Origin of the sequence: Pseudomonas sp. C9 (assembly GCF_002000165.1) — a bacterium.
GTDB lineage: Bacteria > Pseudomonadota > Gammaproteobacteria > Pseudomonadales > Pseudomonadaceae > Aquipseudomonas.
Map to the genome: position 1 here is coordinate 839,408 of NZ_MPAK01000001.1, position 19,063 is coordinate 858,470.

Annotated in this window: 13 protein-coding genes; 4 read left to right on the forward strand and 9 right to left on the reverse strand. The window is 59.1% G+C overall.

Going from position 1 to position 19,063, the window contains the following annotated elements:
* Window position 1: 1 nt before the first annotated feature.
* From BMS17_RS03915 to BMS17_RS03955, 9 genes are all read right to left on the reverse strand, one after another.
* Window positions 2–1,636, reverse strand: coding sequence for a 3-(methylthio)propionyl-CoA ligase (locus BMS17_RS03915; protein WP_046028182.1), 1,635 nt, complete (start codon window positions 1,634–1,636; stop codon window positions 2–4).
* A gap of 38 nt (window positions 1,637–1,674) precedes the next feature.
* Window positions 1,675–1,797 carry a hypothetical protein gene (locus BMS17_RS29600; RefSeq protein WP_256577132.1) on the reverse strand — a complete coding sequence of 41 codons (123 nt, stop codon included), beginning with the start codon at window positions 1,795–1,797 and terminating at the stop codon, window positions 1,675–1,677.
* Window positions 1,798–1,811: 14 nt separating this feature from the next.
* Complete coding sequence (locus tag BMS17_RS03920; protein WP_077430458.1) at window positions 1,812–4,247, reverse strand: RND family transporter; 2,436 nt, start codon at window positions 4,245–4,247, stop codon at window positions 1,812–1,814.
* Window positions 4,248–4,283: 36 nt separating this feature from the next.
* Window positions 4,284–5,348, reverse strand: coding sequence for a YCF48-related protein (locus BMS17_RS03925; RefSeq protein ID WP_077430459.1), 1,065 nt, complete (start codon window positions 5,346–5,348; stop codon window positions 4,284–4,286).
* Window positions 5,349–5,424: 76 nt separating this feature from the next.
* Window positions 5,425–6,786, reverse strand: coding sequence for a DUF1329 domain-containing protein (locus BMS17_RS03930; protein WP_046028187.1), 1,362 nt, complete (start codon window positions 6,784–6,786; stop codon window positions 5,425–5,427).
* 33 nt (window positions 6,787–6,819) lie between these two features.
* A complete protein-coding gene (locus BMS17_RS03935) occupies window positions 6,820–8,649 on the reverse strand; it encodes a DUF1302 domain-containing protein (RefSeq protein WP_046028189.1) in 1,830 nt (609 codons plus the stop codon).
* Window positions 8,650–8,717: 68 nt separating this feature from the next.
* On the reverse strand, window positions 8,718–9,881 hold the full coding sequence (locus BMS17_RS03940; RefSeq protein WP_046028192.1) for an acetyl-CoA acetyltransferase: 1,164 nt from the start codon (window positions 9,879–9,881) through the stop codon (window positions 8,718–8,720).
* A 173-nt stretch (window positions 9,882–10,054) separates the two neighbouring features.
* Window positions 10,055–12,655 (reverse strand): LuxR C-terminal-related transcriptional regulator, encoded by a 2,601-nt coding sequence (locus tag BMS17_RS03945; protein ID WP_256577133.1) that lies wholly within the window; start codon window positions 12,653–12,655, stop codon window positions 10,055–10,057.
* A 324-nt stretch (window positions 12,656–12,979) separates the two neighbouring features.
* A complete protein-coding gene (locus tag BMS17_RS03955; RefSeq protein ID WP_077430461.1) occupies window positions 12,980–13,834 on the reverse strand; it encodes an AraC family transcriptional regulator in 855 nt (284 codons plus the stop codon).
* 161 nt (window positions 13,835–13,995) lie between these two features.
* Between BMS17_RS03955 and BMS17_RS03960 the strand changes: the two genes are divergently transcribed.
* The 4 genes from BMS17_RS03960 to BMS17_RS03975 are packed head-to-tail and all read left to right on the forward strand — an operon-like array spanning window position 13,996 to window position 19,044.
* On the forward strand, window positions 13,996–14,970 hold the full coding sequence (locus tag BMS17_RS03960) for an NmrA family NAD(P)-binding protein (protein ID WP_046028197.1): 975 nt from the start codon (window positions 13,996–13,998) through the stop codon (window positions 14,968–14,970).
* Between the two features lie 44 nt (window positions 14,971–15,014).
* The gene (locus tag BMS17_RS03965) at window positions 15,015–16,295 is read left to right on the forward strand and encodes an acyl-CoA dehydrogenase family protein (RefSeq protein WP_139348062.1); all 1,281 of its coding nucleotides are present in this window, start codon (window positions 15,015–15,017) and stop codon (window positions 16,293–16,295) included.
* 40 nt (window positions 16,296–16,335) lie between these two features.
* Window positions 16,336–17,466 (forward strand): trans-acting enoyl reductase family protein, encoded by a 1,131-nt coding sequence (locus tag BMS17_RS03970; protein ID WP_046028199.1) that lies wholly within the window; start codon window positions 16,336–16,338, stop codon window positions 17,464–17,466.
* 21 nt (window positions 17,467–17,487) lie between these two features.
* The gene (locus tag BMS17_RS03975) at window positions 17,488–19,044 is read left to right on the forward strand and encodes a class I adenylate-forming enzyme family protein (RefSeq protein WP_046028201.1); all 1,557 of its coding nucleotides are present in this window, start codon (window positions 17,488–17,490) and stop codon (window positions 19,042–19,044) included.
* Window positions 19,045–19,063 lie beyond the last annotated feature (19 nt).

Consider the following 19,063-nt stretch of genomic DNA (forward strand, 5'->3'; position numbering starts at 1 on the left):
TTTAGCTCTGAAATCTGAAGTCGCGAAACTGTTCGCGAAGCTTCATCTTTTGCAATTTTCCGGTGGCGGTATGCGGCAGCGCTTCGACGAAGGCCACATCGTCCGGCAGCCACCACTTCGCCACTCGGCTTTGCAACACCGTCAGCAGATCGTCTTTGCTCGCGGTTCTACCAGGTTTGAGTACCACCACCAACAACGGCCGTTCCTGCCATTTGGGATGAGGGATGCCAATCACCGCCGCTTCAGCGACGGCCGGATGACTGACGGCAGCGTTTTCCAGATCAATCGAGGAAATCCACTCGCCACCCGACTTGATAACGTCCTTGGCGCGGTCGGTGATCTGCATGTAGCCGTCAGTGTCGATCGTTGCGATGTCACCGGTATCGAGCCAGCCCTCGCTATCAAGAATCTGCCCTCCCTCGCCGCCGTAATACTGGCTGGCGATCCACGGTCCCTTGACCAGTAGAAGACCGCTGGCCTTGCCGTCTCGCGGTAGTTCAGCGCCTTGCTCATCGACAATCTTCATCGACACCCCAAACAACGCCCGCCCTTGTTTGGCCTGCAAGTCGAGCACTGCTTCCAGCGGAGCATCACGGTGTTTGGGCAACGGATTGCAGATGGTGCCCAGCGGGGACATCTCGGTCATCCCCCAGGCATGCAAAACACGCGCATTGAAACGGGTTTCAAACGTATCGACCTGGCTGCGCGGCGCGGCGGCTCCGCCGATCACCACCCGGTTCAGGCACAGCTCTGTCGCCGGTTGCAAAGCCTGCGCCTCAACATGCTGTTGCAGCATCATCCACACCGTCGGCACACCCAGCGCCAGGGTCACCTGTTCATCCCGCATCAGCGTGTAGAGGCTCTCGCCGTCAAGTGCGGCGCCCGGCAACACCAATTTGGCGCCACACATTGCGGCGGCATACGGCATCCCCCAGGCATTGACGTGGAACATCGGCACGACCAACAACGCTGAATCCGCCACCGATAGACCGAAGCCATCCGAGGTACACAGCGCCAGCGAATGCAGGATCGAAGAACGGTGCGAATACAGCACACCCTTTGGATTGCCAGTGGTACCCGAGGTGTAGCACATTGACGACGCCGTGCGTTCATCGAACTCAGGCCAGATGAAGTCGTTGCTGTGCTCGGCGATCAGGTCTTCGTAGCACATCAAACCAGGCACATTGATTGCCGGCATTTGCTCCCGGTCACACAGAGCGATGAACGCTTTGACTGTCTTCAGGCGCGGCGCGATCTGCTCGACCAGATCAGCGAACGACAGGTCGAAAAGCAGGTACTGATCCTCGGCGTGGTTGGCGATGAATTCGATCTGCTCGGCGAACAGCCGTGGGTTGATCGTATGCAGTACCGCGCCCATGCCCGAGACACCGAAATACAATTCCATGTGCCGGTAACCGTTCCAGGCCAGGGTGCCGATTCGGTCGCCAGGTTGCACGCCCAATGCAACCAGCGCATTGGCCACTTGTTTAGCGCGTTCGCCGATGTCGGCGTAAGTGCAGTGATGCACCGATCCATCTGCCGTGCGTGAGGCAATTTCAGTGTGCGGATGCGACTTCAGCGCATGTTCCAGAACGGAAGAAATCAACAGTGGTTGATCTTGCATCAAGCCCAGCATGGTTTGTGTTCCTTTTATTCTTGTTTGATGTCGATGTTTCAGAAATGGCAAAGGCTCACAGGTCGCCGACTTTCGACAAATGCCAGCGCGGCCGCGCGACCGATGCCCGAGGCGGCACCGGTGATCAGCACGTTCTTGTCTTTGAGTTCGGGGATGGCCATGAGGGTTTCTGGTTTCAAGGAGCACGACGGAGCAAGAAATGCGACAGTGCAGGGATCAGCACCAGGGCGCCGACCATGTTCCAGATGAACATGAAGGTCAGCAGGATGCCCATGTCGGCCTGGAACTTGATCGGCGACCACGCCCAGGTGATCACGCCCGCCGCCAGGGTGATGCCGACCAGCGCCACCACTTTGCCGGTGAACGCCACGGAGTTTTTGTAGGCTTCGGTCAACGACAGACCGGCACGCTGCTGAGCCAACTGAACGCTGAGCAGGTACAGCGCGTAATCGACACCGATGCCGACACCCAAGGCAATCACCGGCAAGGTCGCGACCTTCACGCCCATGCCCAGCCAGACCATCAACGCCTCGCAGAGAATCGACGTCAGCATCAACGGCACGACCGCCACCACCACCGCTCGCCAGCTGCGGAAGGTGATGAAGCACAGCACGATCACCGCGCCATACACGTAGAACAACATGGTGCGATTGGCGTCGCGCACGACGATATTGGTCGCCGCTTCGATCCCGGCGCTACCGGCGGCGAGCATGAACTGCCGATCATCGTTGCTGTGTTCACGGGCGAACTGATCGGCCACTTTCACCACGTGATCGAGGGTTTCGGCCTTGTGGTCGGAGAGATAAGCGATCACCGGCATCATCGAACAATCACTGTCGAACAGTTCCGGGTTGTTCACCGAGGCCTGCTGCGCGCCGTAGTTCAGCACGTTCTGGTTGCGCGCGACGGTCAGCATTTTCGGGTTGCCTTCATAGGAACCCGCCGTGATCTGGCGCACAGCGTTGACCAGCGACACGGTAGTCTGCACGCCCGGTTGCTGTTGCAGCAACCAGCCCAGACGGTCCGCTTCCACCAGGGTTTCGTATCTCAGGCAGCCTTCGCTGGCGGTTTTGACCATCACCGCGAACTGGTCGCTGGAGAGCGAATAGTTGGCCGTGATGTAGGCGTTGTCGCGGTTGTAACGCGAATCCGCACGCAGCTCAGGTGCACCCGGATCGAGGTCACCGATCTTCAAATGCGTGCTGACCACGAAACCACCCACCGCCATCAACCCCGCCACCACCACCGCTACCGTCGCCCAGCGACGTTCGGTGAAACGGTCGAGCAGGTTCCACAGACTGCCGAGCCCCTTGCCTTTAAGCTCCTTGTTTTCCTGACGCAAGCTGCGCGCCGCCGCTTTCGGGCTGACACCCCAATAGGACAGCAGTACCGGCAACAGCACAAGGTTGGTGAAGATCAATACTGCCACGCCAATGCTCGCGGTGACGGCCAGATCCTGGATGACGGGAATGTCGATCAGCATCAACACCGCAAAGCCCACGGCATCAGCCAGCAGTGCGGTCAGTCCGGCCAGGAACAATCGGCGGAAGGTATAGCGCGCGGCGATCAATTGGTGAGTGCCACGACCGACGTCCTGCATGATCCCGTTCATTTTCTGCGCACCGTGGGACACGCCAATGGCGAACACCAGGAACGGCACCAGAATCGAAAACGGGTCGAGCGCGTAACCGAACAACGTGATCAAACCCAGTTGCCAGACGACCGCGACCACTGAGCACAAAATCACCAGTGCGGTGCTGCGCACGCAACGGGTGAACGCATAGATGATGACGGTGGCGATCAGCGCTGCCGCGCCGAAGTACATCATGATCAGCATCAGGCCATCGATCAGATCGCCCACCAATTTGGCGAAACCGATCACGCGGATCTTGATCGGGCCTTTGCCCTCTTCACCGGCGAGGTGTACCGCGCTGCTGCCGGCAAACTCAAACTTGTTGCGTAGCTGCTCTTCAAGCATCCGCGAAAAATGGTGATAGTCGATGGCGGCGCCCGTGACCGGATCCTTCTCCAGCAGCGGCACCACAATCATGCTCGATTTGAAATTATTGCCGACAAGACTGCCGATGATGCCGGAACGGGCGATGTTCAAGCGCAGTTGCTCGACCCCATTGGTCGAGCCGTCGTATGAGTCCGGCATGACCGGGCCACCACGGAAGCCCTCCTCCGTGACCTCGGTCCAGCGCACGGCAGGCGTCCACAATGACTTTATCCAGGCCCGGTCCACGCCCGGGGTCAGGAACAAGGTGTCATTAACCTGCTTGAGCACCTCCAGGTATTTCGGGTCGTAGATGTCGCCGCCGGTGTTTTCCACCACCACCCGAACCGTATTGCCCAGTCCGCGTAACGACTGGCGATTCTCAAGGTAGTTTTTGATGTACGGCTGACTCTGCGGAATCATCTTTTCGAAGCTGGCATTGAGCGTCAGCCCAGTGGCCGCGAAATAGCTCAGCACTACCGTCACGATCAGGCAGGTCAGCACCACCAGCAGGCGATTGTTAAAAATCAGGCGTTCAAGGACATTGCCGGAGCGTGCATCGAAGCCCTTCAGCTCTCGGATCACCGGCATCGTATCGAGGTTGTAGTTACCCATGAAGTGGCTCGTCTCTTTTTATTATGTGGGGTGGGCTCATTCGAAGGGCAACTGGCGCAAGCCCCGTGCGCCTGCGACCACCACGGCGCCTGATGCGATGGCCTGCGCCGCAGCGGCAGGCCCCAGGCGCTCTTGTGGCTTTAGCGTGAAACTTGCTCCGTCGTCGGTGCTGACAAGCACATGCCCGGCCTGGCTGACCAGGATGATTCGGCCGTCGGCGGTGATCGTGCTCGCGGTGATGCTTGAGGACAGACCCAGTTCAACCTTGTCCCAGTTCACGCCGTGATCGACGCTGCGATAAACATTGCCCCGCAGGCCATAAACGAGCACCGAGCCCGGCTTGCCGGTGATGCCGAAATAGCTGCCGCTGTAGGGCGTCGGGATGTTGATGAAGCGTTGCGTTGCCGGGTCCAGTTTCAATACCAGGCCTTGCTCGCCGACAATGAACAGGTCATCACCGATTGCACGCATCCCGTAGAAATTCAGCGCCCCCGGATTGTCGGTGCGATCCATCAACGGAACCCAGTTCCGGCCGCCGTCTTCGGTGCGGAAAATCAGATTGAACGCGCCGACGATGTATCCGGTTCTATCATTGGCGAACCAAACGTCCAGAAAAGGTTTGTCAGCCCCTTCATCGACCATTCGTTGAGCCTCAGCCAATAACGCATCATTGGGCTGTTGCCCTTCTTGCCTCTGAAAATGTTCGAGCATGATCTGCCCCACCTGACGGCCATCGAGCTGGCGCGTCCAGGTTTCACCCCTGTTGTCGCTGTGCAACACAATGCCGTCGTGCCCGACCGCCCACCCCTGCGTCGGGCTCGGAAACTGCACGGCCACCAGATCGGAACTCACCGGCACTTCTGCCTGGTGCCAGCGGACGCCGTTATCATCGGAGTAAAAAATATGGCCGCGTTGGCCCACGGCGACCAGGCGCTGACCTGCACGGGTCAACCCGGTGAACACCCCGCTAATCGCCTTGTCACTCTGAATCGCGGGACTCGACAGCACGTCGACAAAATCGGCGGCGACTACGGCTCTGGTAAATGGCACAGCCAACGCCACCATTAGCGCAGTGAACGTAATCCATCTAAATGTATTCATGAGGTTTACTCGGCAAAAAAGCCGCCGAACAGTGCGATACACACTGTCGGCGACAAAAAAACACCTGCGTTATGGCTCAGCGAATACCCGTGCCGGCCAATGACTCAGGTGCCCACTGCGCTTTCGAAAGCGGGTCGATGTACTTGACACCGCCATACGGCCCGTAGATGCCGGTGATGTTGTAGCTGCCAGAGACCAAGTCATAAATCATGTGGTTATCGGAATTCGGCGCCTGCACGTCATAGCTGTATGCCATGTGTGCAAAAGACCCGCGGTACAGCTTGCCGCTGGCGTCATATTCATCCGAAGCCAGGGCGATCCAACTGTCTTCGTCGAGGTAGAAGGTGCGCTTACTGTAGATGTGGCGTTTGCCCGGTTTCAGCGTGGCTTCGACCACCCACACGCGGTGCAACTCCCAGCGCATCAGGTCCGGATTGACGTGATGCGGCGTGGTGATATCCGCCGCTTGCTTGTGATAGTTCAACTTGTACGTGTTGTAAGGAATGATCATTTCCTTCTTGCCGACGAGTTTGAAGTCGTAACGGTCCATTGCGCCGTTGAATACCCAGGCATCGTCATAGGTCGAAGCACCGGCCGAGCCAGGGTTTGGCGTGTCGTAGGCGATATCCGGTGCGAGTTTCACGCGGCGCTGACCTGGCAGGTATTGCCAGCCACGACGCTCCATTTTCAGAGGGTTGACGGCATCCTGCACCAGGATGGCTTCGCCTGCGCGACGGGCCGGGGCCTGGTAGTAGAGTTTGGTCTTGAAGAACAGATCCGTTTCTTTCGCCGGTTCCATACGCTTGGGATCGTACAGCGGGTATTCCAGATAGGCATTACCGGACGTGGCCAGAATTGCCCTCCCGGAACTGTCGACGTTCCAGGAGTCATATTTCAGATTGGTGGCATACCCCTGATAACGCAGCAAGTGGTTCCACATGGCCTCATAGCCATCTTTCGGGATCGGGAACGGAACGCCCGGCAATGCGTTTTCCAGCGCTACCCCGCCTTCGAGTGTTTTGGTGCCGACGGCGTTTTTTTTGGTGTTATCCAGCAACCGTTGAGGCAGCGCAACGCTGCGATGGGTCGGAAACACATCGACCCGGAACGTCGGGTAACGCTTGAGCAGTTCTTGCGTGGTCGCGGTCAGTTTGTCGGTGTATTGACTGACGTTTTTGCCATCGACGACAACGCGTGGCTTGTCGGCCTCATAAGGGTCCGGACGGAACGAACTGCCCGGTTGAAAACTGGCCGGCGCCGTGGTGAGACCGCCGGTGTAGGACGGAATGGTGTTGTCGGCATTGCCGGCCTTTTCAGCGCCGACGCCTGTCAGGCTGTTGCCGAGTTTGGCCGCTTCATCGGGGGACACGGCTGCGTGTGCCGCACCAGCGATGGCAACGGTCAATGCAGTGAACAAAAGCGTGTTGACGAATTTCATGGAGTGACTCCTGCTAACAAGCAAAGACTTCGATCAAATGGTCGTTTTGAAGGTAAAAGTGACCATGCCCCGATCCTTGAGCTGAGGCTGAGTACCGCCGAAAGCAGTGGTCTGCCCCGGTACGCAGTTGTATTGGCCGTTGGCCCCTGGTGCGGCGCCCTGGCCCTGTGCACCTGCACCACCGGCTGAGCCGCAGGTGTCGAACGGACCAAAGTTGTCCACGTACTTCAGGTCAAACCGGTACTGGTTGTGCACGTCCATGCCTACGCCCACCGAGTAACTTCCGGAGTCCTTGTTACCCCCGAGCTGGACCGACGAGTTGCCCGCAAGGCCGACGCTGTAGTTGGCCGGCAGGTACATATCGATGCCGGGGAACACCTGATACCAGGTCGGGTTGAAGTTGACGCCCAGGACGTAGTTGTCCTTGGTGACGTTGTCGACACCGCGATACCAGTCTTCGCCTTTGAACAGCTGCTTGTTCTCGGTGACGTCCAGCCAGCGGCTGTAGGCGAGTTCAACCAACAAGGTCGAGCTGTCCCAGACCGGTGTCGCACCGAAAGTGGTCAAGCCGTTGAGCACCGCGTGCACGGTGTTGCCTCGGGCCACACCGTTGTCACCATCAAAGCTGCTGATGAAGCCAGGCAAACCGGCAGCACCGGCTGCCGGATTGACCGTTGCCGGCACGCTGGCCAGCGGCATGTTGTGGCGATAGTTCAGGTCGAGACCGACGCTGACACCTTCGATGCTTTTCGACAGGCTGATGCCGTAGATATCGATGTCGTCGACATAGAACTGGTTGTAGCTGCCAGCATTGCCGGAGATCAGTTGCGCAGGGCCGACCGCCGTTGGCTGCAACACCAGGTTCGGCAGAATGTCGGAGGTTTTGCGGTAGTAGAAACCCAGCGTACCCTGCAGCCATTCCGGGCTCCACTTGGCCATCAGGCCGAAGTCACCTTGGTTGTCCGGGGTAAACGTATGCCCGTTGGTCAGCCGTAAAAACTGGTTGGCACCCAGTGGACCGGGTGTGCCAAACCGAGGGTTTTGGCCGCCGATCAACGACAGGTTGTGCCCGCCATTTTGAATGCCGTCGTTGAACCCCAGATAAGTACCCGACTCCGGCAACCGCGCGGCGTCCCAGTCCAGGAAGTACTGCGCGGCGAGGGTCAGTTCCGGGTTAATCGTTAAACTGGTGGACAACTGATTACGCGGAATGAAAAGTTCTTTGGCTTCTGTTCCCGGGACCGCCAGCGACTTGGAAATATCCAGGCCGGACTGGCCATAACTGTTGCCATGGGCAAAGGCGAGGATGCTTTCGCCCCAGTAAACGGTGTGCTTGCCGAGCTTGCCGCTGAGCAGTGATTCATCGCCGACATCAATGCTGCCAAACACGAAGGCATCAAGGATTTCCGAAGAAGGACCGTTGTAATACCGATCGGCGTAACCACTCTGGTGCCGGGAATCCGGCCGGCCGCTGTTGAGCTGATTGGTCGAGGCATTGTCGCTGCCTATATCGTCGTAGGCGTGGTCGTACCAGGTGTTGGCGCTTACGCGGAAACCGACTTTTTCTTTGTAGACCACGTCCAGTTCGGACAGCACATCCATTCGTTGAGCCACCGCACTGCCGGAGGAAAAGTTGCGATCCCCGTCATTGTTGTTCCACGAATTGGCCAACTTACTGTTGGGGGCCTCCACGCGCTGGGCGTAGTTGAACTTCAGCGTGTTGTCGAAACGAACCGCAAAGTCTTCATTCCCCGTGTTGATCTCCACAGCCCCCACGGGCGCGATGCCCAGGCCGGTGAGAATGGCGGAGGCCAACAACCCTTTGCGAAGGTTTGCATGGCAGATCTTATTATTTTTGTTCATCTAGCTTGCCACCTGCTCTATGGTTTACGAAAAGTCATGGGTTGATTCACGGCGTAATGAGCCTCCTCTCAGGTGCGCTGCAAAAGGGTGACCGACACCGCCCGGCCCAGGGCGGTGCTATGTTGTAAAGCCGTGCGGGCACCAGCAATTTGCCTGCCGTCGGCCATGTCGCGCAGTTGCCAGACCAACTCGACCAGTTGCGCCAACCCGGTGGCACCCGGGGCGTGACCACGTCCCAGCAAGCCACCCGATGGGCACACCGCATTCATCTGTCCTTTCAGGCGGTGTCCTTGCTGCACGAATCGATCGATCTCGTCCTCCCGGCAAAAGCCCAGCGCGGCGCTATTGATCATGAAGTCGCCGACGCTTTGGTCGTGCAGTTCAACCACGTCGATGTCTTCCGCACCGAGGCCCGCCTGCTGATAGGCCAGCTGCGCGACTCGCCGGGTGGTCGCCTGTCCGAGCACATCCAGCACGCAACCCGATTCCTGCTCTGAAGCGCTGTCACTGCCCCTGGCACTGGCCAGCACGGTGACGTCCGCCCGAGCGCCGAAGCGCAGGGCGAAGGCCGGGGTACAGAGCAGGATGGCCGCCGCACCACAGGCGGGCGGGCACACATAAGGCGAGAGCCAGCCGTCGCGATCCGGTAGGCGGTTCAACACGGCGTAGGGATTGAGCCCGGCCTGGGCCCGTGCCCGCTCAAGCACTTGATCGAAGCTGCTTTGAGCAATGCCCATGTGTGTCAATAACCAGCTGGTTTGGGCAGCGAACAGCAGCGCCGGTTGTTGTCGACGCTCGATAAAGCCGATGGGGTTCTCACCCTGCCTGACCTCTGACGACTCATCGCGAGCGAGATCTTTCAATCCGAAAAATCCACGATTGGAAATGCGTGCCGGCATGCACTCGACGCCAACCAACAGGACACATTCAGCCTGGCCGCACAGCAGGCTATTGCGGGCCAACTGGAAAGCACTACTGGCCGAGGCGCAGCCATCGCCGAGGCTGAAAATCGGCACGCCCAAGTAGCCAATCTGCGACAACATCTGCTCGGCGATACCGGTTTCACCGTGTACGCAGGAAGTAAACACCTGGTCGACCAGGTCATAATCGATCCGCGCATCGGCCAGCGCCGCACGAATGGCTTGCCCCGCCAACGCCGCATGACTGTCGGAGCCACCCAGCGGTAGAAACGGCACCATTCCTGCACCGGCGATCAGCACTTTTTCAGACATGAACCTGCTCCCACTCGCCGATACGTTGGCGCTTTTGTGAGGTCAGACTATTGCGAAGTCGAAAAGCGAACCCCCCCATTGACTGGGGGGGCGGCTGGAAATCGATTTCTTTTGGGGGGCGGGGGGGGGATTGAAGGATGATCCGAACGGATCACCTCGGGTGGCGGACCGCATTAGCTCGCTGTTTCGAGAATTCCCAGCATGTATGCACGCGCGACAACATGCTGTCTTGTGCCGGCCTGGAATTTTCCAAACAGGTTTTTGAGGTGCCACTTCACGGTTTCCTCGCCGACATTCAGCGCCAGGGCGATTTGCTTGTTGGACAGATTGCGAGCCAATAACTGCAACACCTCGCGTTCCTTGGGCGTCAAAAGACGACTTGGGGACACGCTCAACGGGGTGGATTCCGGTCGCGGAACAGGTGCGGGGGTAGAGGTCGCTGCGAGCAAATCGACGGTATCACGCTGGAGCGTCTGCTCCCATTTGATCAGGTCGGGATGGGTGTCCCGCACCACGCGTAACATACCGTTTTCTTGCGCGAGGCTGACAGCCTCCAGCAAATAGTCAGTGCCACCCTGTCCGGTCGCACGAAGTGCCAGTGCCCTGAGCAGCTTGATCTGCACGATGTCTCGTCCACGCCGCAGGTATTCGGCCGTTTCGCCAACGTTGTCCAGCACCGCCAGCATAGCCTCCCAGTCACGTTGGGCCAGTAAGGCATAAGCGGTGGCTACCCCGACCAGCAAGTCCAGCTCCGGACCCAGCAACCCGGCTCGCTCACGGGCAATAACCGGCGTGAAACTGTCCAGCCGTCGCCATAGTGCCTGACAGGTATCGCTGCGTCCCTGCAAGGCATGCAGGCGTATTTGTTCTCCCAGGGAGGCAATGCAAAATCGTGGAATATTTCGCTCTTCTCCAAGGGCGAATAACGCCTCAAGCAGATCCTGCCCGCGATGCCCCTGCCCCTGGATTGAAGCCAGTCGAGCGGCGGCGAGAAACCCCTGCACAATGGCATCGGGGGACGCCAGGCGTTCAACGATATCCAGCCTGTTCGCCAGCACCGTAGCGGATTCCTGAATTTCCCCCTGTTCCAGCAACACCGTCGCCAGAGCGCTCGCTAAAATGACCGCCACCGGACTGCGCCGACCGATGTCCCGTTCGGCATGCAACAGGCTGTCGTGCAACGCCGTGCGCGCCGACACCATTCGCCCCTCGTATAGATAAGCAAGACCGACCACCCACTCGCCATACCCGCGAATGGCATCAAGGCCAGGACTACCCGCGTAACGCGGTGCTCGCTGAAGGATTCGTCGGGCTTTCTCCGGTTGTCCCTGCAACAGCGTCAGCCGGGCGATCTGGCTCGCGACAATGGCTTGCACCTTGATTGATAATGAAGGCAATCGATCGACCCAAGGCATGATGAGTTCATGCGATTGATCCGGATGGTCCGCAAAATAGGCGGCGGCGGCGGCGATGGCGGCCGCTTCACAACGTGTCGCCTCGTCGGCGGACGGATGCTGTTCAATAGCAGCAATCAATTGCGCTGCCTCTGCCTGACGCTCTCCCAATGCGAATGTCCAGGCCGCCGCCAGGCAGATGCGCGGATGCGACAACACGTCAGCGGGGCCAAGCTCCTCGACCCACTCCAGCACCCGGCTGAACTGCCCTTGCAACATGACTTCGTACAGGCATTTGCCGATCAACGTATAGGCCGATTGGGGCATGTCCGCCAACAGATATTGCCGGGCGGCCAGCTCCAGGAAACCATGGTGTTCCAGCCACACAGCGCCGCGCCGGTGATAACCCTGACGCTCCTCCAACGGCAAGTCGGCAAAACGGCCGAGCAGAAATTCCCGCGCCAATGGATGGATGCGCACCCAGTCACTGTCGATACTTTCAACAAAAATCGGTGTCGAGGCACACAACTCCTTCAGCAATTCACCCGAGCGAGGGTTACCCGTCAGTGCCTCACATAACAAGGGCTGGACCATTTCCAACAATGCAACGCCGGTCAGAAAGCGAACCTGCTCCTCCCGAAGATGTGCGACCAGACTGTCGACGAAATATCGCTGGATATCACCCGAACAAGTCGACAACTCTTCGACTGTCGCACTTCGATTCGGACTCTTCTCCAACGCCGAAATCGCTAATTGCAGGCCAAGCGGCCAGCCTTCGGTTATCTCGTGCAGCCGCACGCAGAGGTCGGCATCAACCCTTGTGCCGAAACGGTCATTGAGAATGGCGATCGCCTCTTCCACATTCAGCCGTAAAGCCGCAGTCATGATCGTCGTGAAAAGCCCTCTTGCCGCGAGGTCCGTCACTTGCAGATTCAACCGTGTACGAGAGGCCATGATGATGCGCAAATTGGCCGGCGCGTTGTGCAACAGGTACGTCAGGGAGTGACGGATCGTCAGCTCGGGCAGGGTATCCACTTCATCCAGAATCAATACGGTTTCGCTACCCAGATCAGCCACTTCCGCCAACCACTGCGTCAGCCCTTCCTGTTCGTCACGCCCCAATCCCGCAATAGGCTCGAATGCGCGGGCAAACAACGACCGACCGCTGCCAATTGCCATGGCAGCTCCCAGCCCCTGGACAAAACGAGCACTATCATCCTGTGCATCCAGCGTCATCCAGGCCACCACTGCGCCGTGAGACAAACATTCACGGCGCCATTGGGTCAGCAGAAAGGTTTTGCCGAAGCCTGCCGGCGCTTGAACGGCGATCACCACTTTGTCTGTCAATTCCTGGGTATGGATACCCAGGCGGTTTCGCATCCGTGCTGATTTCTGACTACGCGGCGGTGTCGTTTTGAGGATGAGTTGGGGCTCTGTGCAATCCATTTTTCAGACCTTGGTGGTTGGGAGACGCTTACCTAAGGAGCGTCTGAAGGTCGCTGGTCGTGGCCTTTGATGACAACTTTGAAGCCAGTGATTTTCTGACTTGAGTTCTGCAGGTTCTCGCCACACACCGCTGGATGCAGGTCCTCATGGCCGAACACTACCATGGAATAGTCCGAGGGCTTGAACCCCGGTGCAATCCAACGCAAGCCGCTTGTGTACTTTCGGTGGAGCGACTTGCTCGCCACGCCAAAGAATCCGCTACCTTCCATTCAGGGCTCTGTATTCGGCCGGTGTACTGGCGTGCGCAACTTTGAACGCTGCAGTCAGGTGACTCTGAGAGCTGAAGCCACACTCAAGTGCCACATGCAAAATAGGTAGATCGGTCTGCATGAGCAGATCACGCGCATGTTCCAGTCGAACATTCATCACATAGCGATGGGGCGGCATCCCCATGGCGCGCTGAAACAGCCGTCGGAAATGAGCCGGGCTGACACCCGACTGGCCAGCCAGCGTGCTGATCGACAGATCCTGCCCCAGGTGCTCGCGAATGAAGACCAGTACTGCATGTAGGCGCGCCAGATGAATATGCGGCGGATAAATACCTCGGCCCGCGTCAACTCGTAACGCACGATACACCTGCTCAAGCATGACCATGGCCAATCTTGCCATGAACCCCTGATCAGCCCCTTTCCCAAGACTTAGCTCATCCATCAATTGCCGGGCCGCTGCGCTCACCAAACCATCACTGAAGGGCAATGGTGCCTGCGCTTCAGCGCATATCTCACGCAATTGTTGAAACACGCCATCAGAGCGCTCGGGCAGATAAAAAACCGCGAAATCAATGCTGCCGGAATAGTGCCAATGAGTGGCACAGCGCGCAGGCACCAATATTGACAAACGAGGCATTGATGTAGAGCGCAACTCGCCCCCTATCCCCTCCTTCACCCGTGAGCCACCGAATTGAGTCAACAGAACCATGCTGTCAATCGGCGGTGCTGAGCGATCAGTTGCATGTAGAAAATAGCGCTCTGCATACAAGGGCATTTCACTGCATACCATGCCGCCAAGCATGGGTAGTCCCAGTGTTTCATGTACTTGCAGCTGCGGATTCATGGGTATCTCAGGATGAGCATATTTTGACAAATATGACCGCTTTTCAGGTGAGTTGTCGATGCTGGGAAGAACAATAATCGGCCAAATATTCCGCCACTCGCCTTAATGCGAGCCAGGCACAACCGCTCGCCCCCATGACCGATTACAGCCAGGAGAACAGCATGAGCAAGAAGACCGTCACGGTATTCGGCGCCACCGGGACTGCCGGCGTCGCCTGCGTCAATGAGTTCATTCGCCAGGGCCTGGTCAATATCAATGTGCTGGCGCGCCGCTCCGGCCAGGTGGAACGCTCATCGTCGGGTATCAGCAAGAGCGAGTCGCAAAAACAGCTGCAGTACGCCGAATGGGCGCGCCAGGGCGTGACCATCAAGGAGGTCGACGTCACCATTGCCCAAGCGCTGGTCCCGGCGCTGCGCGGCACCGACTACCTGGTGTCCTGCGTGCCGCTCTACGCCACCGAATCGCAGATGCCGCTGATTTTTGCCGCCAAGGAAGCCGGGGTCGAACGCTTCGTGCCATCCGAGTACGGCGCTATCTACGAGTTCGAGCAGTTCTGGCAAACCGACACCATGCACCGCTTGATGGCCCGGCAGAAGGCGTTCATCCGGCGCATGATCGAATTGGCCGGCATGGACTACACCATCATTCCGGCGGGTGCATGGATCGAGTACTACATGCAGGAGCCAGTGATGGTGATGGGCGATCCCGACGCCAAGCTGGCCTGGTCGACCGGCGCGGATGTCGGTCGCATCATTCCGCATGTGCTGGCCCACCCGGCCTCGCGCAATGCGATCTGCCCAGTCGCGGCCACGGCCTGGTGTTCGTGGAACGAGCTGCTGGCCGCGCGCGAACAAGCCATGGGACGCCCGATCGAGCGTAACGAGTTGACGCCCGAGCAGTGGCGCGCAGCCTACGCGGCTTCCCATCCCGGTGCCATCCAGACTCTGCTGGCGATCGGCGTCGCCATGGTCGATACACCAGCGGGCATGTCGCTGTTCGGCAACTGGAACAAGACCTTCCTCCCCGAGTTCAAGGGGACGCCGCTGCAAGCGCTGTTCGTCGACACCGTAGAGCCTTTCGTCGAGGCCACGCGCGCCACGCTGATCGCCGCCGGTGAACTCCCGGCCGACGCCTAGCGTGCAGGCCATAAGAAAAACCGAGTGATATGACGAGGCCCATCATGAAACTAAGTAACCGGATCAACCTGCCTGACATTTCAATAACCGGCTTTGAAACGCCCCTGAACGAGGTCGAGCGCGGCATCCAGGACAGCGTGCATCGCTTTGCCAAGGATTTCATGCGCCCCCTCGGCCAGGAACTCGACAAGATGACCGCAGAGCAGGTGGTCGCCCCCGGCTCGCCGTACTACAGCATGTTCAGCGAAGCCGCCAAGTTGGGCCTGAGTTCCGATCTGCTGGCCGAACTGCCGCCGGAAACGGCCGTACGCGTCGAGTCTATGATCGGCGAGGAAATGGGCTGGGGCGATGCCGGCCTGGCGGTTTCCCTGGGCGTCAGCACCTTCCCGAACGAGATGGCCAAAGCCGTAGGGAACCAGGAGCTGATCGATCTAAGTGCCGGAAAAATCGGCTGCTGGATGATTACCCATCCGGACAAGGGCACTGACGTCAGCGCCTTCGACTTGCAGCGCGACTGGGTCCCGGGGCAGTTGGGCAACAAGGGCAATCTCTTCGCCAAGGTCGGCGAGCACGAGATCGTCATTAACGGCCAGTGCTCGGCCTGGGTGTCCAACGGCGCGGTGGCCCAGGTAGCTCTGGCCTACATGACCGCCGACTATGGCAACGGCTTCTACGATGCCAATGGCTTGCCTTATGGCATCTCCGTAATCGTGCCCCTGGACTTGCCCGGTGTCAGCAAGGGCAAGCCGCTGGAGAAGATCGGTCAGCGCGCCCTGCCGCAGGGCGAGGTGTATTTCGACAACGTGCGGATTCCCAAGCGCTTCGCCGTGGCCCTGCAGGACGAGTACTACGGCAACGTCGTTTCGACCTGGTCGTTCGCTGGCACCCACATGGCGCAATGGTTCACTGGCGTGGCACGTTCCGCGTTCGAGCTGGCCCTGGCCTACTGTCATGAGCGCAAGCAGGGTGGCCAACTGCTGATCAACCACCAGCTTACCCGCTACCGCATCGGCGACATGATGCGTCGTGTCGAGCTTTGCCGGGCTGTCGCCCGCCGCTCCCTGGCCTATGCGCGCCTGTCCCCGCAGGGGCACCCCTGTGCCACGGCTTCCAGCAAGGTCACCGTGACCGAAGAGGCCATGCGCGTGGTCAGCGATGCCATGCAGCTGTTCGGCGGCAATGGCCTGACCCGCGAGTACCCCATGGAGAAGTTGTTCCGCGATGCCCGCGCCGCGCTGATCGAGGATGGCGAAAACATGATGCTCACCACCCGCCTTGGCTTCCTTGTCCAGGAGCTCTACGAAGACGGCTGGCCCCGGTACTGATCCCAAACCCGACTAACAATAAACTTTGGAGACAATAGAAATGGCTAAGTATCCCGTAGTTGTTTATGGCGCCAGTGGCTACACCGGCATGCTGACCATGGATTGGCTGATCGACCAGAACATCCCGTTCACCGCCGTGGCGCGCAATGCCAAGCGCGCGCAGGAAATGATGGCGCAACGGGTGGTACGGCTGGAGTCCGCGACCTATGAAATCATTGAGGCCGAGCACAACGTCGAGTCGCTGAGCGCCGCCTTCAAGGGGGCCAAGGTGGTCTGCAACACCGTTGGCCCCTTCGTCAACTTCGGTCTGACCACCGTCGAGGCCGCGCTCAAGGCCGGCTGCCACCACATAGATACCACCGGCGAGCAAAGCTATGTTCGTCAGGTTCGCGAGCAATTTGGTGAACTCTATCGTCAGGCTGGCTTACTGGTTTCGCCATCGCTGTCCTACATGTTCAGCTTCTCCGAGATCGCCGCCGAACTGGCGCTGGAAACCCCCGGCATCGACGTGCTGGAAACCGCCGCCCTGTGCCGCGGCCCGCGTGATGTCGCCGGGGTCAGCCTGGGCTCGGCGGCCTCGATTTTCGAATTGTTCCACAGGGAGCAGTTCTACCTGTGGGAAAACAAGCTGGTGCAGCACCCCGCCACCGCTTCGTTCAACATTGTCGACCCCAACTTCATGGAGCCGGTTTTCTCCCTGCCTTGGGGGGGAACCTCGCTGCCGATTTACTTCGAGCATGATCCGCGCGTGCGCGGCTGCACCTCCACGGTAGGTTTCTACGACAACAATGTGATGCCGATGGTGCATGGCCTGAGCCAGAAGTGGGAAGCGGAATACAAGCACTTGTCCAAGGAGCAGCAGGACGCGGTGGTGAGGAGCCTGGTAGAGGCCACCACGCCGAGCATGCCGCCCCGCGAACGCACCACCTTGCAACGCAGCGTCGACATCGCTATCGGCCGCGGTCACCTGGCCGCCGTGCGCGCTACCGTGCATGGCGTCACACCCTATATTTCCACCGGTGCCCTACAGGCCGCGGCGGCGGTCAAGCTGCTCGACGGCGACACCAACAAGGTCGGCTTCGCTTCCGGCTCCAAGGCTTTTGGACACCGCTATCTGCTCGGCTTCCTGGAAGAGCGCGGCCTGGCCCGTGCCACCGTTACCAAACTCTGATTACCGGCACAGGAACCACTTATGGCCATCATCGACTTTTACGATCGCGGCTGGGGCATCAACCCTGCCGGGGTCGCCTACATCCAAGGCGAGCGCTCTTACACCTTCAACGAAATCGGCGAGCTCTCGTGTCGCATCGCCAACAAGTTGCTCGCACTGGGCTTGCCGAAGGAAACCAAGGGTGCCGTCTGGTCAGGTAACGACGTCACCGCCTGGGCCTGCACACTGGGTCTATGGCGCGCCAACATGACCTGGATTCCAGTCAACGCGCGCAACTCAAGCGAAGAGAATCACTACATCCTCGACGCATTCGACTGCGAGGTGATGTTCTACCAAAACGATTTCGCGCAAATCATCACCGAGCTACGGCCCAAGCTGCCGAAGATCAAGCACTGGATCTGTATCGATGCCGACGCTGTCGATGCACCTTCGTTGGAGCTATGGAGTGCCGGCCAGCCGGCGAGCCGTCCCGAAGTCGCCCATGACATGGACGATGTGGTGGCGGTCTCACCCACTGGTGGCACTACGGGCACGCCAAAAGGAGTGATGAACACCCACCGCAGCCTGCAGACGTTCATCGCCCACTTCATGCTGACCTGTGCTTATCGCAGTGGTGAAAAGCTGGTGAATATGGCCGCTGCACCGATGACCCACACTGCCGGCCTGTTGGCCGTACCCTGCACGGCGCAAGGTGGCACTGTAGTGGTTATTACCAAACCTGATCCGGCATTGATGTTGAACGCCATTGCGCAGCACAAGGTCAGCGAGCTCTTTCTGCCGCCAACGGTGATCTACAGGCTGTTGGAAACTCCCGGTATCGAGAAGCTGGACTTCTCCTCGGTGAAGTACCTGATGTACGGCGCTGCTCCGATGTCGGTAGACAAGCTAAAGAAAGCTATCGAGATTTTCGGTCCGGTCATGACCGGCGGCTATGGCCAGACCGAAGCACCGGCCAGTATCGCCAACTTTCGTCCCGACGAACATCTGGTGGGCGAGCAATTCGCCGACGACGAACGTCTGTCCTCGGTCGGCCGCCCCAACCCGCTGGTCCGCGTCGAAGTGATGAGCGACACCAACCAGATCCTGTCGCGCGGTGAAACCGGTGAAATATGCGTGCGCGGCGACCTGATCATGAAGGGTTACTACAAGCAACCGGAGAAGACCGCCGAGACCATCGTCGACGGTTGGCTGCATACCGGCGACATCGGCCATATCGATGCCGAAGGCTATCTGCACCTCACCGATCGCAAAAAGGACATGATCATTACCGGTGGTTTCAACGTCTATCCCAGTCAAGTCGAGCAAGTGCTGTGGGGACATCCGGCCGTTCAGGACTGCGCCGTGATTGGCGTGCCCGATGAGAAATGGGGCGAGGCCGTCAAGGCCGTGGTCGAGCTCAACCCAGGCCAGGAAACCACAGAGCAGGAGCTTATCGAGCTGTGCAAAGCCAGGCTGGGCAGCGTGATGGCACCGAAGTCTGTCGACTTCACTACCAGTCTGCCACGCAGTCCGGTGGGCAAGGTGCTGAAAAAAGAACTGCGTCAGCCGTATTGGGAAAACGCAGCTCGCAAGATCTGACACAACCGGAGGGGTGCGA

Bases quoted from the DNA above. Each gene is read 5' to 3' on its own strand.
- BMS17_RS03915 (WP_046028182.1), bottom strand. From the start codon at position 1,636: ATGCTGGGCTTGATGCAAGATCAACCACTGTTGATTTCTTCCGTTCTG.
- BMS17_RS29600 (WP_256577132.1), bottom strand. From the start codon at position 1,797: ATGGCCATCCCCGAACTCAAAGACAAGAACGTGCTGATCACCGGTGCC.
- BMS17_RS03920 (WP_077430458.1), bottom strand. From the start codon at position 4,247: ATGGGTAACTACAACCTCGATACGATGCCGGTGATCCGAGAGCTGAAG.
- BMS17_RS03925 (WP_077430459.1), bottom strand. From the start codon at position 5,348: ATGAATACATTTAGATGGATTACGTTCACTGCGCTAATGGTGGCGTTG.
- BMS17_RS03930 (WP_046028187.1), bottom strand. From the start codon at position 6,786: ATGAAATTCGTCAACACGCTTTTGTTCACTGCATTGACCGTTGCCATC.
- BMS17_RS03935 (WP_046028189.1), bottom strand. From the start codon at position 8,649: ATGAACAAAAATAATAAGATCTGCCATGCAAACCTTCGCAAAGGGTTG.
- BMS17_RS03940 (WP_046028192.1), bottom strand. From the start codon at position 9,881: ATGTCTGAAAAAGTGCTGATCGCCGGTGCAGGAATGGTGCCGTTTCTA.
- BMS17_RS03945 (WP_256577133.1), bottom strand. From the start codon at position 12,655: ATGCGAAACCGCCTGGGTATCCATACCCAGGAATTGACAGACAAAGTG.
- BMS17_RS03955 (WP_077430461.1), bottom strand. From the start codon at position 13,834: ATGAATCCGCAGCTGCAAGTACATGAAACACTGGGACTACCCATGCTT.
- BMS17_RS03960 (WP_046028197.1), top strand. From the start codon at position 13,996: ATGAGCAAGAAGACCGTCACGGTATTCGGCGCCACCGGGACTGCCGGC.
- BMS17_RS03965 (WP_139348062.1), top strand. From the start codon at position 15,015: ATGAAACTAAGTAACCGGATCAACCTGCCTGACATTTCAATAACCGGC.
- BMS17_RS03970 (WP_046028199.1), top strand. From the start codon at position 16,336: ATGGCTAAGTATCCCGTAGTTGTTTATGGCGCCAGTGGCTACACCGGC.
- BMS17_RS03975 (WP_046028201.1), top strand. From the start codon at position 17,488: ATGGCCATCATCGACTTTTACGATCGCGGCTGGGGCATCAACCCTGCC.